This is a genomic window from Corynebacterium camporealensis, assembly GCF_000980815.1.
Lineage (GTDB): Bacteria > Actinomycetota > Actinomycetes > Mycobacteriales > Mycobacteriaceae > Corynebacterium > Corynebacterium camporealense.
Genome location: NZ_CP011311.1, coordinates 961,296 through 977,796, shown reverse-complemented (window position 1 = coordinate 977,796; position 16,501 = coordinate 961,296). Strand labels below are relative to the sequence as shown.

The 16,501-nt window shown below is 57.8% G+C and carries 15 protein-coding genes; 8 read left to right on the top strand and 7 right to left on the bottom strand.

Annotated features, from left to right (window positions below):
• Window positions 1-10 precede the first annotated feature (10 nt).
• On the top strand, window positions 11-946 hold the full coding sequence (hutG, locus tag UL81_RS04630; protein ID WP_035105697.1) for a formimidoylglutamase: 936 nt from the start codon (window positions 11-13) through the stop codon (window positions 944-946).
• Between the two features lie 98 nt (window positions 947-1,044).
• Here hutG and UL81_RS04625 read toward each other — a convergent pair whose 3' ends face one another.
• Entirely contained in the window at window positions 1,045-2,391 is a 1,347-nt protein-coding gene (locus UL81_RS04625; RefSeq protein WP_035105924.1) for a YjiH family protein, read from the bottom strand.
• A 278-nt stretch (window positions 2,392-2,669) separates the two neighbouring features.
• Here UL81_RS04625 and UL81_RS04620 point away from each other — a divergent pair, with 278 nt between their 5' ends.
• Together UL81_RS04620 and UL81_RS04615 are read left to right on the top strand one after the other, a co-directional pair.
• Window positions 2,670-3,707, top strand: a complete 1,038-nt coding sequence (locus UL81_RS04620) for a DNA cytosine methyltransferase (protein ID WP_035105698.1) — start codon at window positions 2,670-2,672, stop codon at window positions 3,705-3,707.
• Between the two features lie 12 nt (window positions 3,708-3,719).
• The gene (locus UL81_RS04615) at window positions 3,720-4,640 is read left to right on the top strand and encodes a NaeI family type II restriction endonuclease (RefSeq protein ID WP_082099173.1); all 921 of its coding nucleotides are present in this window, start codon (window positions 3,720-3,722) and stop codon (window positions 4,638-4,640) included.
• Here UL81_RS04615 and UL81_RS04610 read toward each other — a convergent pair.
• Together UL81_RS04610 and UL81_RS04605 are read right to left on the bottom strand one after the other, a co-directional pair.
• A complete protein-coding gene (locus tag UL81_RS04610) occupies window positions 4,637-5,890 on the bottom strand; it encodes an NAD(P)/FAD-dependent oxidoreductase (protein ID WP_035105700.1) in 1,254 nt (417 codons plus the stop codon). The two genes, UL81_RS04615 and UL81_RS04610, sit on opposite strands and share 4 nt — an antisense overlap.
• Entirely contained in the window at window positions 5,890-6,828 is a 939-nt protein-coding gene (locus UL81_RS04605) for an ornithine cyclodeaminase family protein (RefSeq protein ID WP_046453320.1), read from the bottom strand. Before UL81_RS04605 ends, UL81_RS04610 begins: the two co-directional genes overlap by 1 nt.
• Before the next feature lie 252 nt (window positions 6,829-7,080).
• Here UL81_RS04605 and UL81_RS04600 point away from each other — a divergent pair, with 252 nt between their 5' ends.
• From UL81_RS04600 to UL81_RS04585, 4 genes are all read left to right on the top strand, one after another.
• Complete coding sequence (locus UL81_RS04600) at window positions 7,081-8,370, top strand: Nramp family divalent metal transporter (protein ID WP_046453319.1); 1,290 nt, start codon at window positions 7,081-7,083, stop codon at window positions 8,368-8,370.
• A gap of 204 nt (window positions 8,371-8,574) precedes the next feature.
• The gene (locus UL81_RS04595) at window positions 8,575-9,702 is read left to right on the top strand and encodes an ABC transporter permease (RefSeq protein ID WP_144407165.1); all 1,128 of its coding nucleotides are present in this window, start codon (window positions 8,575-8,577) and stop codon (window positions 9,700-9,702) included.
• The gene (locus UL81_RS04590; RefSeq protein WP_035105701.1) at window positions 9,699-10,388 is read left to right on the top strand and encodes an ABC transporter ATP-binding protein; all 690 of its coding nucleotides are present in this window, start codon (window positions 9,699-9,701) and stop codon (window positions 10,386-10,388) included. The genes UL81_RS04595 and UL81_RS04590 overlap by 4 nt, the downstream gene beginning before the upstream one ends.
• 77 nt (window positions 10,389-10,465) lie before the next feature.
• A complete protein-coding gene (locus UL81_RS04585; RefSeq protein WP_035105702.1) occupies window positions 10,466-11,047 on the top strand; it encodes a TetR/AcrR family transcriptional regulator in 582 nt (193 codons plus the stop codon).
• On the opposite strand, the gene UL81_RS04580 is transcribed toward UL81_RS04585, so the two are convergent.
• Window positions 11,044-12,285 carry an MFS transporter gene (locus UL81_RS04580; protein ID WP_046453318.1) on the bottom strand — a complete coding sequence of 414 codons (1,242 nt, stop codon included), beginning with the start codon at window positions 12,283-12,285 and terminating at the stop codon, window positions 11,044-11,046. The genes UL81_RS04585 and UL81_RS04580 overlap by 4 nt on opposite strands.
• Before the next feature lie 92 nt (window positions 12,286-12,377).
• On the opposite strand from UL81_RS04580, the gene UL81_RS04575 reads away from it, so the two are divergent.
• Window positions 12,378-12,908, top strand: coding sequence for a hypothetical protein (locus UL81_RS04575; RefSeq protein WP_236684514.1), 531 nt, complete (start codon window positions 12,378-12,380; stop codon window positions 12,906-12,908).
• Window positions 12,909-12,923: 15 nt separating this feature from the next.
• Here the strand turns inward: UL81_RS04575 and UL81_RS04570 are convergent, their stop codons facing one another.
• From UL81_RS04570 to UL81_RS04560, 3 genes are all read right to left on the bottom strand, one after another.
• Window positions 12,924-13,715, bottom strand: a complete 792-nt coding sequence (locus UL81_RS04570) for a hypothetical protein (RefSeq protein ID WP_035105703.1) — start codon at window positions 13,713-13,715, stop codon at window positions 12,924-12,926.
• Window positions 13,716-13,935: 220 nt separating this feature from the next.
• Entirely contained in the window at window positions 13,936-14,736 is an 801-nt protein-coding gene (locus UL81_RS04565) for a hypothetical protein (RefSeq protein WP_035105705.1), read from the bottom strand.
• Window positions 14,737-14,873: 137 nt separating this feature from the next.
• Window positions 14,874-16,436, bottom strand: coding sequence for a carboxylesterase/lipase family protein (locus UL81_RS04560; protein WP_046453317.1), 1,563 nt, complete (start codon window positions 16,434-16,436; stop codon window positions 14,874-14,876).
• Window positions 16,437-16,501: the final 65 nt, after the last annotated feature.

Genomic DNA, 16,501 nt, shown 5'->3' with positions numbered 1-16,501 from the left:
CTCGCACACTATGAACACCGTCGAAGCTGAACTGTTTACCCCCGCTCCTGAGTGGACTGGTCGCAACGATGGCCCTGGCCCGGAGCACGCGCGCTGGCACTCCACGGTGCAGCCTGCACAGGAAACCCCGGACAATGCGGTAGCGCTGCTGGGCTTTGCCTCGGATGAAGGCGTGCTGCGCAACGGTGGTCGCCAGGGTGCCGCCGCCGGTCCGGAGGCCCTGCGCACGGCGTTGGGTTCGCTGGCTATTCATCATGAGCATCCGCTTTACGATGCCGGCACCATCACCACCCAGGGCGACAACCTTGAGCAAGCCCACGACGCACTGTCGGACAAAGTCGAAGAGCTCACCGCAAAAAACAACCTGGTCATCGTCCTAGGCGGCGGCCACGAGACCGCGTTTGGTTCCCACCGCGGTGCGTACCAGACTCACGGTCCACTGAAGATTATGAACCTGGATGCGCACTTCGACCTGCGCCAAGCAGACCAGCCGACCTCCGGTACGCCGTTCAAGCAGATTTCGGAGCTCAGCGATGACTTCGACTACTCCGTCTTTGGCATCTCCAAGCCGAATAACACCCCGGTCCTCTTCCAGGAGGCTGAGGACCTCGGCGTGGAGGTAGTACTCGATGAAGAGTTGCTCAACCTCACCCCGGAGCAGGCCGGCGAGCTGGCCGCCAAGGCCGTAGAGAACAAGGACAAAGTCCACCTCTCCATCGACTTGGACGTGCTGCCCGCGCACACCGCACCAGGTGTGTCCGCCCCGGCAGCCCTGGGCGTTTCCCTGCCCCACATCCACGCCATGGCTACCGCCATCACACGCACGGGCAAGCTCGCACTTGTCGATGTCGTCGAGCTCAACCCCGACTTCGACATCGATAACCGCACCGCTAAGGCAGCCGCACGGCTTATCGATGACATCGTCACCGCCCATGTAAGTTCCTAACGGAACTTACATGGAAAGAAGCCCGTCACCTGGATCAGTTCCAGGCGGCGGGCTTCTTCTTGTCTATGTGATTATGTGAGTTCGATGCGTGCAGCGAATCACAAAATCAGGTGAGCAATCGGGGTGGCAATCAAGATGGTCAGTGCGACGCGCTCAAACCAGATGATGACCAGGTGCGACAGCTTCATCGGAACCTTGGTGGCCAGAATGCACGGCACCAGTGCGGAGAAGAAGATAATCGCGGAAACCGCGACGACACCGATAACGAACTTCAGGACCATCTCGTCAGAGCCAGCAACAGCGGTAGCCGGCAGGAACATCTCGGCAATACCCATAGCAGCAGCCTTGCCAGCCAGCAGTGGCTCAGGTAGCTGCACAATCCAGGCGAATGGGTAGAACAGGTAGCCAATCCAGTCGAAGATTGGGGTAAAGCGTGCCAGCAGCAGGCCAATCAGTCCGACCGACATGATGGACGGAACGATGGCACCAACCAGACGCACACCGTCGCGCAGGTTCTCCCACACCAGCTTCGGCAGGCTCGGCGCACGGTCGAGGGCGAGCTTCGCTTCGCGCCATGCTTCCTTGAAACGATTGCCCTGCACCGGCTTTTCTGGGTCCGGCTCAGCGTGCTCGTAGTACTCGTCCGGGATGCTGCGCAGCGGCGGAATGTGCACGGTAATCGCGGTAACCGCGAAGGTCACCAGCAGGGTGACGATGAAGTAGGTACCCCAGATTTCCATCAGGTCGAGCTGCTTGGCCACAATCACCATGAACGCGGCAGACACCGTCGAGAAGCCCGTGGCAATAATCGCTGCCTCGCGGGCGGTGTAGCCACCGCGCTGGTAGACACGGTCGGTGACCAAAATGCCCAGGGAGTAAGAACCGACGAAGGACGCGACGGCATCGATGGCCGAGCGGCCCGGGGTGCGCCACAGCGGGCGCATGATCGGCTGCATCAGCACGCCAACGAATTCCAGCAGGCCAAAGCCGATGAGGAAGGCCAAGAAAGCACCACCGATAGGCACAATCAGGCCCACTGGAGTCGCGATGGAATTCCAGAGGAAGGGGACGAGGTCTTCATCGCCAAGCACCCACGGCAAAGAATCAATGACCATCAGGAAGCTGATAACCAAACCAGCCACGTTGAGCACCATAAAGGTGGCCTGTAGTGCGCCTTCCTGCCAGTTTTTAATAACGAATCCGCGTATCGTGCCGTACAAAGCCAGTGCCAAGATAATCCAAAGCACAACCGTCGGGATGGTATCGCGGATGAAGGTGACCATATGGTCGAGCGGAATCGAGTTCGCGCCCTTGTAGGTCACAGGGAAGAAGAATACGAATGCACCAATGGCGCTGTAGAGAAACAGCCGCCAGATCCCTTTGTTTTCAGGGACTTCTTCATCGTGGCGCTGATGTGAAGAATAAACTGCATCGGTTGAGGTCATGGTGAACTCCGCCTCCGAGTCGAGGGTCAACTAAGCGAAGATCGCGCCACAGCCATGCACGAACTTGTTGAACAATGTAATCCATCCAACATATTCGTGTCCAGTGTTACACCCAACACATTTCCCCACCCTTCTAAATGACCAGGTAGCGCAACCCGACTCCAGCAAATCGAATATATGTTCACATTGCCTACCCTTGTTGTCCGGTAAACGGCTATGCTGCAGACATAAAGAATTTGCCCAGATTCCATGAAACAACTGCGGAAGGACTGCCCTGCATGGCGAACGAGCGCTTCACATCCTTAGAGATCTGCGCTGGTGCTGGCGGCCAGGCGCTAGGCCTGGAACAGGCCGGTTTTCACCATGCCGCAGTGGTAGAGATCGACAACTGGGCTTCGCAAACCCTTCGCGATAATCGTGGTGAAGACGGCCCATTGGGACCGTGGGATGTCATGGAGATGGACGTCCACGACCTGGACGGCTACCAGTGGCGGGATGAGATTGACTTGTTCGCCGGTGGCGTTCCCTGCCCTCCTTTCTCGATTGCAGGCAAGCAACTGGGCGCAGACGATGAACGCGACCTCTTCCCACAGGCATTGCGTCTCGTCGACGAAATCAATCCAAAAGCCGTGATGCTCGAAAACGTCAAGGGCTTGGGCCAGAAGCGCTTTGATAGCTACCGCAATCAAATCATCGAGCAGCTCGAGGGCATGGGCTACACCGCGTTCTGGAAGCTTTTACAAGCAGCTGATTTCGGAGTCCCACAGCTGCGTCCTCGCTTCATTCTGGTGGCGGTAAAGCATGAATACGAAGAGTTCTTTACCTGGCCACAACACGTCCCTGAGCGCACCACTGTTGGCGAAGCGCTCGGTGAACTGATGGCGGAGAACGGCTGGCCAGGCGCGAAGGCTTGGGCAAAGCAGGCTAACGATATTGGACCAACTCTGGTCGGCGGCAGCAAGAAACACGGCGGTCCCGACGTTGGCCCAACACGCGCCCGTGAAGCCTGGAAGAAGCTCGGCGTGAAAGGCAGCTCTATTGCTCCCGAAGCTCCAAGCGCAGACTTCCCCACCGATCCTGCTGAGGAGATGCCTCGCCTGACCGTCAAGATGGGCGGAGTAATTCAAGGTTTCCCACAGGACTGGCAATGGGCTGGTGGCAAAACCGCCCAGTGGCGCCAAGTGGGCAACGCATTCCCGCCACCTGTCGCACGAGCTATCGGTGCCCAAATTAAGAAGGCGATCTGCAAGCAACCACTGCGTGCAGGCGAAGAACCCGCCCAACCAACCGTGGTCTTGCAACCACAGCTTCTCTAGGAGAATTTACTCGTGGACATCGTTCATGAACCAGCAAACGGCCCTCAGGTACTCATCAAAGCCTTTCGGGAAGAAGACCCAGATGGTACTCGCCTAGCTCGAGTCTTTCGTGAGTCCTTTGACCAGATTAATGACGGACAAAACACTGGACGCTATTCAATCTCACAGTTGAGCAAGACTGAATCCGCCCACCTTGGTTCCATCGTGGAGATCAATATTCGACGCGAATTCGATGGCTTCATCAACGATGGCAAGTGGATGGACTACGAAATTGCTGGCTACGAGGTTGACTGCAAGTACTCGAAAATGCCTTTCGGTTGGATGATCCCGATGGAGGCCATTGGCCACCACGGGATGCTCTGCCATGCCAACGATGAGTCAGCGACATTTCGTGTTGGGTTCGCTCGCCTGACCGATGAAATTCTGACTAAGGGCGGCAATCGCGATCGCAAGAGATCGATTTCTGCAGCTGGGCGTTCCTCGATTTCGTGGCTGCATTACGATGCACCACTTCCACCCAACACATTGCTGCAATTGTCCAAAGAAACCCGAGATCGAGTACTCGACCAAAAGTCCGGGCAGAAACGCTTGAACGAGCTATTCCGTGTTGCCCAGGGCGAGATTATTCCTCGCGGCATCGTCGCAACCGTAGCCCAGCAAAAGGACTACATGAAGAGAGTCCGCTCCAATGGTGGATCACGCTCTATTCTTCGACCAGAAGGCATTATCATCTTGGGCGACTACAAGATGCATCAGCTCATAGCTGAAGACCTTGATCTTCCGATTCCGCACGACGGTGATTCTGTTGCCGTACGAATCGTCCCTTGGGAACCCACAGATGAAGCACCGTTCACTCTCATCGACGGTCAACCCTATCGGCGCGCGACGCCGGAGGACCCAGTCATCGCTGCGCCAAATGTTCCTAACCGCTAAAACCTAAACCGGTTCGGAGAAATGAGTTTAAGCCGATCATCACTTAATCGGGTCTTTCTTCCGGCAATCATGTCGGCGAGGATTTTGCCGGTGCCCGGTCCCATGGTCAGGCCCAGCATGCCGTGGCCGCCGCCGACATAGACATTGGGAACCTTCTTGAGTTGGCCGATGATTGGCACGCCGTCGGCGGTCATGGGTCGGGAGCCTGCCCACTGGCGGAACTCGCCTTCCCTTCCGGAGGGCCAGTCCTTAATGAAAAGACGCGCGCCGCGGCGCAGGGCATCAATACGCACTGGGTTCAGTGAGTTGTCTTTCGCACCGAATTCCATGGTGCCGGCAACACGAATGAAGTCGTCGAGCTGAGTGAGCACCATATGTGGTTCGGCGAGCGTGATAGTCCGGGATAGCTCAACGTCATCGAGTCGGTAATCCACGCTGTAGCCTTTACCGGAAAAGACCGGCACCCGCTGCCCTGCTTTGGAGGACAGTTCGGTCAGCGCTAAGCCCGGGGCAAGCACGACGGCATCGACAGATATTTCCTCCGTCGTCGTTACCACGGCGGAGACCTTGTTGTCGGTGTGCTTGAAGCCGGTGACTGGTGAGTGCTCTTTGATGGTGCCGCCACGCTTTGCGATGCCCTTGCGCAACGCCGCCGTCAACGTATCCGGGTGTAGCTGACGATCCTCCGGCGAATAGACCGCATACTCGGCGCGTGTGGCCAGTGCAGGTTCGACCTCGAAGACCTCATCGCCAGTGAGCACACGTGGTTCGTAGCCGAACTTCTCCCAGACCGGCAGGATGTCCTTTTGAGTCTGGAGATGTTCTTCATCCTCGAAGACAGTAATGAGACCACGGGAGTGCATCTCGAAGTCCATACCTTCGGACTGGTAGTTGTCCAGGCTTTCGCAGGCGTCACTGACTAGGTCGAGGTGAAGCTCAAGACCGCGTCGGAAAGCGCGGTTATTGCAGGCCAACGCCATGCGCGCGAGGAACTTCAGATAGGAAGGGCTAAAGCGCGGGTGGATGGCCAGCGGGGAATCTTCTTGGGTCATCCACTTCAAGCCTTGGAGGACCACGCCCGGCGCGGGGACCGGGGCGCACTCGCCTAGCGCAATCTTGGCGGCGTTTCCGTGGGTGGCTTCTTGGCCCAGCTCGCCGGCTTCGAGCAGGGTGACCTCGTGGCCATCGCCAAGCAATTCATATGCGGTGGCCATGCCGATGATGCCACCGCCGACTACTGCAACATGCATTAGTTGTTCTCCTCGCGCGCCTGGTAAGCAGCGTAGGCCAGCGCAAGGTCTTCCCACGGCATGCCGGTGGTTTTGAAGATGATGCGCTTGTTCAGATCCAGATCGACCTTGTCAGCAGCAACGTCTTTGAAGAGGTAGGTGTCGTCGAAGCTCAACAGGCCTTCTTCAACTGCCATGACGACGTCACCGGCTTCACGCTCGGCGGCACCGCGGTCTTCGATGATGACCTGTGCGCTGGCAACCAGTTCGCCGGAAAGCTCACGTGCATCTGGGTAATGGGAGCCCAGCGCCACGATGATGGCGTCCTCGGCCACGTCATCTGCGCCAAGGATCGGCTCCGGTGCGGTGGTGGCGCACAGGATGAGGTCGGCATCGGCAAGCGCTGCCTTGGCATCATCGGAGCCAGCCTCCGCCCAATTGTCCAAGCCTTCCGGCTGGGTGCGGCTGATGAAGGTAAAAGTAGGCTCAGCATAGTCTTTGAGCACGTCACGCACGGTGTGCTCGTGATACTGCCCCTGCGGACCAGTGCCGAAGATAGCGACCTTGAGGCCCTCGTTCTTCTTTTCCGCACGCGCAATCAACGGACCGTAGATGCCCGCCAGCGACAGCGCCGGGGTGCGCAGATTAGTCATGGCTGCACCGTCGATAATGGCAATTGGTGCGGAGGTCGGGCCATCGAAAAGCAAGTATTGGCCCTGGATTCGCGGCAGCTCACGGCCCGGCTCATCCGGTGCAACAGTCAGGACCTTGACGCCGGAAGCCTGCGGCAACGACGAAGGCATCAGCAGCATCTCGCCCTTGTGCAGAGGAACCGAGGACCGCTCACTGTCTTCTGCAGGGTCAAAGCCTTCCCGCAGCGCATCACGCAACGCCTGCACCGCCTGCGCAGGCGATACCAACTCAAACAGTTCGTCAGCTCCAATTGTGTGCAAGGTCATCTGGTTACTCCTCGTGGTCGACGGAACCTTGAGAAAGGTTCCGATTCGGCTCGTGTTCGATACCTAACACGCTACGGCACCCGAGGACGCCAGTAGTGACAGGGCACATATCCCTCTGCAACTTGTGCGGTCAGCGTAATTAGAACGGATATCAATCCACTCTCCTGGTGTTTTCTGTTCTTTTGTAGAAATAGCTACATTCAGCTACTTTCCGGAGTAAAGTGACCTGCATTACATACTAAGGAGGCGACAATGTCAGGAGAGAATGTACAACCTGCCTCTACTGCGTCGGATGCGGTTCCGGTGGAGGAAGGTCAGAAGAAGATTCGTTGGACGCTGGTGGGTCCGGGTTTGGTGGCGGCGGCTACTGGTGTGGGTGCCGCCGACCTGGTTGCAACGATGATTGCGGGCCAGCGCTTTGGCTACACGTTGTTGTGGGCGGTCATCGTTGGCACGATTATGAAGATTGTGTTGGTGGAAGGTGCGGGTCGCTACTCGTTGGCGACTGGGCACACGATGTTCCACGGTTGGCGCCAGTTGGGTAAGTGGACGACGTGGTATTTCGCCCCGTACATCGTGATTTGGGGACTGGTTTATGGTGCCGCGGCGATGTCCGGTACGGGTTTGGCGCTCAGCGCCCTCTTCCCTGGCACCAGCTTGAACATGTGGGCCATTCTGACTGGCCTGACAGTGTTCACCGTGACGTGGTTGGGGCGTTATCGCCTGTTTGAGAAGCTCACTGCCATTTTGGTGGGCGTCATGTTTGTCACCGTGGTGGGTATTGCGGCGATTACGGCGCCGAATCTGCCGGAGATCATTAACGGTCTCGTGCCGCGGGTGCCGGATGGTTCTTTTGTGTATGTACTGTCCATTGCCGGTGGCGTTGGTGGCACGATTACGCTGGCCGCCTACGGTTACTGGTTGCGCGAGAAGAACTGGTACGCACCGAAATGGATGCGCGTGATGCGACTGGACAATTCCGTGGCGTACATCGTGACCGGCATTTTTGTGGTTTCCACTCTGATTTTGGGCGCTGAGTTGCTTTATACCGCTAACGTCACAGTGTCGGATAATGACCAGGGCCTGGTTGACATGGCAGACGTGCTGGAAGCCCGTTATGGAACCTGGTTGTCGAAGGCCTTTATTGTCGGCTTCTTTGCCGCAGCATTCTCTTCCTGCTTGGGCGTGTGGAATGGCGTGAGCTTGATGTTCGCGGACTACTTGGGCCACCTGCGCAACCTGCCAGAAAACGATCCGAAGACTGAGGTCGGTGGCACCTACTACCGCTTCTACCTTTTGTGGTTGACCTTCCCACCGATGTTGCTGCTTCTGCTGGGGCGTCCGACCGGTTTGATTATCGCTTATGGTGTGCTCGGCGCATTCTTCATGCCCTTCTTGGGCCTGACACTGTTGGTTCTACTCAACACCAAACACACGCCCAAGAAGTGGCGCAACGGTTGGGTCGTCAACACTCTTATGGGCATTATTTCTGTTGCTTTTGTATATCTCTGCGTCACAGAATTGATTGGAGCAGTGACCTAAAACACCTGAACACCCCCTAAGAAGACCCTGATTAGAACTTATCGACGCGGCGTTGCTAACATAACGACGTTGCGTCGATAAGCGTGTGCCCGGTGAGGTTTCCAGGCCACCTCGACGCCTGATGGAGTGCACAAACTAGTGTCTGGGAGAACTCATGTTCCTAGCTTGGCGCGAAATGATTTTCGCCAAACCCGATTCCTGTTGATGGGAATCGTGCTTGCCCTGATGTCCATTTTGATCGTGATGATCTCGGGCCTGACCGCAGGCCTGATTAACGACGGTGTTTCTGGCCTGAAGGCTATGAACGCACAGGGTATCGCCTTCGAAGAAGGCACTAAAACTGATTCTGCTTTTACCCGTTCTATCGTTGATGAATCCAAGATCAACGAAGTTGCTAACGCCGAGGGCGTGGCTGAGGCCACCGGTATGGACCTGACCATTGCTAACGCCAAGAACCAGGACGGCGCCCCGGTCGACCTGACTCTGGTCGGCGTGGATCCGGATTCCTTCCTGGCACCGGGTGCTGAGGGCGACGCCATCGAGGGCGACACCCTGCCGGCAATGCAGGAGCGCACCCCGGGCCAACCAACCCCGACCCCGGGTGAGGTTGTCCTGTCCGGCGACCTAGCAGATGAGGGCATCGCCATTGGCGACGTCATCACCATGGATCGCCTAGAAACTGAACTAACCGTCGCTGGTTTCGCTGATGGCCAGCGTTCCTTCGGCCACGTCGACATCGCATACCTGCCGATGGATGTCTGGCAGGAAATCCACGCCGGCGCACGTGCGGGCGAGGCAGCTGCCGATGAAAACTACAACGAAGTCTCCGTCGTCGTCTTCAATGGCAAAGACGGCAATGAACCGGACATGGAAAAGGTCTCCGCACAGTCCGGCACTGATGCCCGCACCCTGGAAGAGTCCTTCCAGTCCTCCCCGGGCTACGGTCCGGAGACCATGACCCTGGCCATGATTGAGTGGTTCCTCTACATCATCTCCGCTCTGGTGACCGGTGCATTCTTCCTGGTCTGGACCATTCAGCGCTCCGGTGACATCGCGGTGATGCGCGCTATGGGTGCAACCAAGGGCTTCCTGCTGCGCGACAGCCTGGGTCAGGCCGTCGTCATGCTGATCATCTCCATCGCCATCGGTGTAGCTATCGCTCTGGCAGTCGGTGCTGGCCTGGGGGCATCCCCGATGCCATACTCCACTGAGCTCATGCCAGTGGTTACTGGTTCGCTGATGCTCTTTGTCTTCGGCCTCATCGGCGCCACCGTCGCCACCATCCGTGTTACCCGTACTAACCCGCTGACCGCGCTGGGAGAAAACCGATGAACAACCACGCACAACCTGCATTGCACCTCGAGGACGTCAACGTCACTTTCGGCGACGGCGACTCCACCGTCCGCGCGCTCGACAACGTCAACCTGCGCATCGAGCCAGGCGAGTTCGTAGCCATCGTTGGTCCTTCCGGTTCCGGTAAGTCCACTCTGCTGGCTGTCGCGGGCGCATTGACTACCCCGCAGTCCGGCAACGTCACCTTGGGTGGCGAGGACCTGACCCGCATGAACGACAAGGAACTTGCCCGCGTGCGTCGTGAGCACATCGGCTTTGTCTTCCAGTCCGGTAACCTACCTTCCTCGTTGAAGGCTCGTGACCAGCTCGAACTGGCTGCTCGCCTGCTGGGCCAGCGCGGCCGCAAGTCCAACGATGAGCTGCTCGAAGCAGTGGGCATGTCGCACCGCGCCAACCACCGCCCGGGCAAGCTGTCCGGTGGTGAGCGTCAGCGCATCGGCATCGCCCGCGCCCTGGTCAGTGGCCCGGACGTGCTGCTTGTCGATGAGCCAACCGCCGCCCTGGATTCCAACCGCTCGCAGGAAATCGTCAAACTGCTGGCGAAGGAATCCCACGAAGAAGGCGTGGCCACCGTCATGGTCAGCCACGATATGGCCATCCTGGAGCACTGTGATCGTGTTCTCCAAATGGAAGATGGCAAACTTACCGCCTTCCAGGCGGACTAAAATAGGTCTTATGCAGTCCGATAGTTAAACTATGGGAATTCCTGCAGTGTTCGTCTCTTAAAAACTAAGGAGCTGTCATGCCCAAAATTACCGGCGCTTCGATTGAGGAACACCGCGCGTCCCAACATCGTGCACTGCTAGACGCCGCCGAGGAGCTCATTAACTCCTCTGGCGGAACCCTTCCCACGCTGGCTGAAGTGGGCGAAGCCATCGGCCTGGCCCGCTCCAGCGTGTATCTCTACGTAAAATCCCGCAAGGATCTCATCGTTCAGCTGCTGCTCGACATCATCCCGAAGTGGATTGAGCAGATTAATAGCGGCATCGACGCAGCCGGTGATGACAACGTCGAACGCCTGCTGGCTTATGTCAATGAAACAGTAGATCTCTTTGCCGAGGGGACTCACGGCCCGCTCATGATTGCCGCACAGCATGTCCCGGAAGCATTCCAAGACCCACGCGTGCGCGAGGCCCACGATGCCCTAGCCCCTATCGCTCGCAATTTGCTTGTCGAGGCCGGCTGCCAGCACCCCGCCGCTGCCCTACCGATCATTGATTCGGCTATCCAGCGCGGCGCGGACCTGATTAGCTCCGGCCGAGCCGACCGCGACACCGTGCGCACCGTACTGCATGCCATGGTGCGCGGTGCGGTAAATTCCTAAGCTTTCTTTCTGCGCGGAAGACGACGCAGCCGCGCCGTCTTTCCCTCCAGCGGCTCACGTCCAAAGAACCAAGCGACAATGCCGATAAGCGCAATCGCACCACAGACGCCAAAGGCCACGCGGAAGCCAAAGAGATCCGCCAACACACCAATGATGATCGGTCCACAGATCTGACCGAAATCACCGCCCATCTGGAAAGTCGACAAGACCTTGCCACCGGAGCGTTCATTACCGATGACATCGGCAATCGCTGCCTGCTGCGCCGGGTTAATCAAACCAGAGGCAGCCCCCGCCAGTGCGGAGACCAGCAGCAACGACCACACTGCATCGGCAAAGCCCAGCAAGCCCATAAAGATAGCGGTGCCCGTCAGGCCAATCATGATGAGCGGACGGCGCCCAAAGGTATCTGCCCAGCGACCAGAGAACTGCAGTACGACCGCATTACCTGCTGCGAAAATCGCCAGCGCGAAACCAGCAGCTGCTGCACCGTTGTGAAAGACCGCGGCAGCAAACAACGGCAGAACCGACACACGCACGCCCATATTGATCCAGCCCTGGGCGAAGTTCGAGGTCAACGCCGCACGGAAAGCAGTATCATTCCAGGCCTCCGCCAACTTCATCGGTGGTTGCTGGCTCTTCTTCTGAACTGCGGAATCATCGCGCGGCATCAACAGCCACACCACGAATGCGGCAAGCGCAACACCAACACCGTAAATGACAAAAGGCGGCCTAAAGCCCAAGAATGCCAACGACGCACCCAGTACCGGACCTGCGACGTTACCCAGCAAGAATGCTGTGGCATAGGTGGCCGAACAACGACCGCGAATCGTCGGCGGGGCCATCCGCACGATAAGGCCCATGGCAGAGACAGTAAACATCGTCGAGCCAATGCCCGCCAGCGCACGCAGGGCAACAATGTGCCAATACTCTTGTGCTGCTGCCACCAAGCCCGTGGTAATAGCCACGGTCATAAGACCGGTGAGATAAACGCGCCGTGAGCCCAGCCTATCGATGAGCGAACCTGACGCCGGGGCGAAGATCAGTCGGCTGGCAGAAAAGATAGAGACCACCAGGCCGGCGGCGGCAACGGAAACATCAAAGCTGACGACGAACTGCGGCAGCAAAGGCGCGATAATGCCGTAGCCCAACGCGATGATGAACGCGGCGGTGACCATCACCCAGATTTCCCTAGGAATCTTTGGGGCATCCTCTTGTTCACGCAACCGTTGTTCAGCCATAGATCTAGAAACTCTAATCCTCTCCAAAGAAAACAGCCATTTTGGGTGTTTCACGACACCGTTCGAAATAGCGTTCGAATACCATCAGGGGTGTGTCCACCCCGCCCGCTAGCTTTAAGACCATGCAAAACCACATCGATAACCCCAGCACCGTTTCTTCCATCAACCCGACCGAGCTCGCCGCTGACATCAGCTTCCACGAGCACGCCAGCATTGAAGCTCTGCAAACCATCCTGCGTCACCCGCGCTCCCTGGCCCGGCCCACACCGCACTGGCGACCACCACAGAAAAAGTTGCCTGGCATCAACGGCAATCCCCCACTGGTCGCTGCGATTACTCGTCACCGCGTCGGCGCACGCGCCAAGGCCCGTATACGCGGCTTTGGCGAGAAGCGCACCCCGGCCTACCTGATTTCCCTTCGTATTACCGACCCGACTGGCGCAGCAGTCGAGCCAGGACTTGCTGAAGCATGGACCCGCGCACTACTTCCCGCACAAGAAATCGACGCGGTACACGAAATCGGTACCGGCTACGCCAGCACCTTCCTGTGGCTCGTCGATAGCGACTATCAGCCAGTCCACTCGCCTATTTCGTTGTTCAGTGGATTCAGCGAAGCGGCCTAACTCGCACCGCTCCGTTTAGTGGCGAGTGTCATAAAAGATCCCCGCTAGTTGGTCCCTATTCCCTTCGTAGGTGATGAGCACCCGGAGCGCTGAGGGGCCATAGCGGATGGCAAGGCATACAATGAGCAGGGCGAAGATCTTGTCCAGAGGGTCGGACAGCAAGGCCTGAATGATCAGTGCCAGCTGTCGGTTTTGGACCATGAGATCCAAGAATTCGATAAGAGCGTGGACACCAGAATTGACGTCGCCGGAGAGCGATAGCGTGGTGGAATACACCGAGACGATGCCGGAGGACACACCGACAAATAATCCGGTAAGAAGGATTCTTCCCATGTTGCCCAGCACGCGTGCGCGCGCAGCGGCAGCGGTCAAGTAAGCAATCAACACGCCAATTGGCGCGTAGGCCATGTTGGTGGGCACGAACATGCCTGTTAACAGCGCTGTCAGCAGTGCGGTTGAGGTTCCCATGCTTGCCCCGGCGATAACGGAGATGAACATTGTGCCGAGAGCATCGAAATAAAATGGCAGCGACAGTGATACTGCGATGCTTCCCAATCCCGAGTTGATAAGAACTGCCACGAGAACCAGGAGATACATCCGCTTCGGGATTATGCCTGCTCGGGAAGCCCAGCACAGAACGACCGCGGCGAACAGCAGGAGCCGGATGATGTTGGTCACCGGTGAGCCGAAGTCGTTGCTTAAGGGATCTGCAGGCAGCAGGAAGGTAATTGCCCAGCTGACAAAGACCAAAATGATGCCGACGGTGGATAGGCCTTGGCGCCACAATGCGGGGTGCTCACCTGGCATGCGCGTGGTCCTTTCCGTCTGTCGGCTAGAGCGGTCACGACAGCGGAAAGTGGGACCGTTTCAAGTTTTTACTGCTGCATAGCAAAAGCTGTTGTACGCAGCATTTTGCCGCGTACAACAGCTCCTAGAACATCGATGTCGATGAAGGTGCTACAAAGCCCGACTAGGGGCCTTATCTCCGCACCCGCTATCCGGTTTCTTGGATATTTTTCATGAAACCTTAAGAGTTTTCAACATCGTCGTCCGAGTCGTCGTCATCGTCATCGATGTCGTCGAAGTCGATGTCCTCATCATCAGCGTCCTCGCCGTAGATGTCGTAGACGTCCGGCTCTTCATAGTGGCCGTCGTCGAAGGAGATGAGTTGCTGCTCCCAGTCCTCGGCCTGTTCAGAAACGAGGCCCAGAACATCGAAGAGGCGGTCGAAGTCGGTGTAGGTGCCCAGTTCGAGGGTTTCGGCAGGAACCTCAATGACTGGGGCGCCTGATTCACCGGTTTCGTCTTCGGCTTCTTCGTCCCAGAGCATGACGATGTCTTCGTCGGTAAGCTCATCGAGCTCATCTTCATCGAAGTCAAAGGCCAAGAAGCGAACGACTGCAGAAGGAATACCATCGATAGCTTCGACGAGCACGCGCAGTTCGGAGTCTTGGGCAACTTCAGCGATGACCAGATTCGGGTTGAACTCATCCTGGCTAAACTGCAGCTCAGCGATGCGTTCGTCGGTGCCTTCCAGCAGATCGCGCAGCACGGTAACTACCTGGTCGGTAGCAATGTGCTTGGAGACTGCTTCGACTGCATCCTCCACGGAGAACGCAACTGAGACCAGAACGGCCTCAAACTCCTCGTCATCTTCATCCACATCAGCTGCTGCGATGTAAACATTCGCAGCAGGCAACAGCGGATCGATTTCCACAAATTGAATTTCTAGGTCCGAGGTAATCGGCACAAAGAGCACGTCATCATTAACACGGGACTCAATGCCCTCGGCATCCAAGGCAGAAGCAATATCTTCAAAAAAGCTCATGGCGCACAATCCGTCCTTGTGGTCTCGCAATAGGTGCCGCAGCGGTCCTGCCGCAGCTATGGCAAGCCTACCGCGTCCCGGCCATCGTCGGCAGGCACCTGTACTACGCTGCAGTAATTCAGGATGAAGCTGCCAGGCTATTCGAAACTCAAGGCGGCATAACCTAGGCGATCTAGCAGGTCAGTGCTGCCATTGCCCCATTCGTGCATGTCGTAATCCGCCCATGCTTCACGACGTTCCGCATACGGATCTTCAACCACGTGCGGTTCCACGTCGAAGATTAAGGTCTTGCGGTCGTGTGCAGCATCGTACAGCGGCCAGGAATCCAGCGGTCTGCCTTCGTGCATGAATGCGGCCCAATGCTGTTGCATGGTCACCGTGAGATTCTCCATGTCCGAGGAATTGCCCATGGTGGTCAGCATCTTTAATCGGGAGGTAGAGGCATCGCCGAAGATGTTGGATAGTTCCAACGAATGCATCGCACCCAAGCCCAGCCAACGCAGTGCCGCCGGGGCAAAGTCGAAGCGATACATCCAGGTCGGCTGGGTCCTGCTGTGCTTTTCGGCGATGCGGACAGTCGGTGCCCAGAACAAGGCGTCGGCAAGCAATGCAGCGAAATCAGCACGTGCATGGGAGCCGCCGTACGCTGCAACGACCTCTGGGGCGTGCTCCTGGTCGAAGGAGGCGAGCAAACGATGCCCGGCGCGGGCGCGGGCACTGGAACGCTGCAGGATGTACTTGCTGAAGCTCGCCTCATCAGAGTTGGTGCCCAACAAAAGCGGAACCTGGTGCTGCTTGCCTTGTTTGAAGACTTCGAAGGGATGGTCCGGGATGAGTTCACCATCAACCGTGGGTGCGTAACAGCTATTGAGACGGCGCAGTTCCCCGGCGCGCCACATCATGGACTGCCCCGCGCGCACGATGTCGGCGAAGGGCTCCTCGCGCAGGGTGTCGATAGTCGTTGCACGCGGCAAGGCGAGGCGGTTGACCAGTTCGCGTGCCCAGAACGTCGACTGGCGGCGGGAGTGAATCATCGCAATCGGCGGTGATTGCGCGATGGCGCGGTGGAAGAGCCCTTCGGCTTGGGGAACGGCCATTAGGGTCAGCACTGCAGCGCCGCCGGCGGATTCGCCCATAAGCGTGATGTTGTCGGGGTCGCCGCCGAAAGCCGCGATGTTTTTCTTCACCCATTGCAGGGCGAGGAGTTGATCGGTGACCGCAGGGTTGGCGGAACACTCCCCGTCCAAGCTGCGGAGATCGAGATAGCCTAGCGCGCCGAGGCGGAAGTTAATGGAGACGTAAACGACGTCCATTTGTTCGGCGAGCTGGAAACCGCGCAGCATGAGCATGTGGGAAGAACCGACGATAAAACTGCCGCCGTGGATGTAGACCACCACGGGCAGTTGCTTATCGGTATCAGGCCGCACGACGTCGAGATGTAGACAGTCTTCGTCACCATCGATGCGGTCGGTCCACGAGTAGGTCGGCTGTGGGGCTACTGCGCCAAACTCCGTGCAGTCGCGTACGCCGTCCCAGCTAGGTACTGGTTCAGCGGCACGGAAACGGCGGGCACCGGCTGTCGATGCGCCAAAAGGCACGCCGCGCCAACTGCGTACTTTTTCTTCCCGGGTACCCCGAATCCACCCACTATCGGTGCGTACCACGAGCGGGTCAGTACCGGGCGAATCCGAGTCATTCATAGTGATTAAGTTTAGCGGCGCTGCGCGTAATTAGCTTGGCCAGAATGTAGCTCACAGTGGCCATA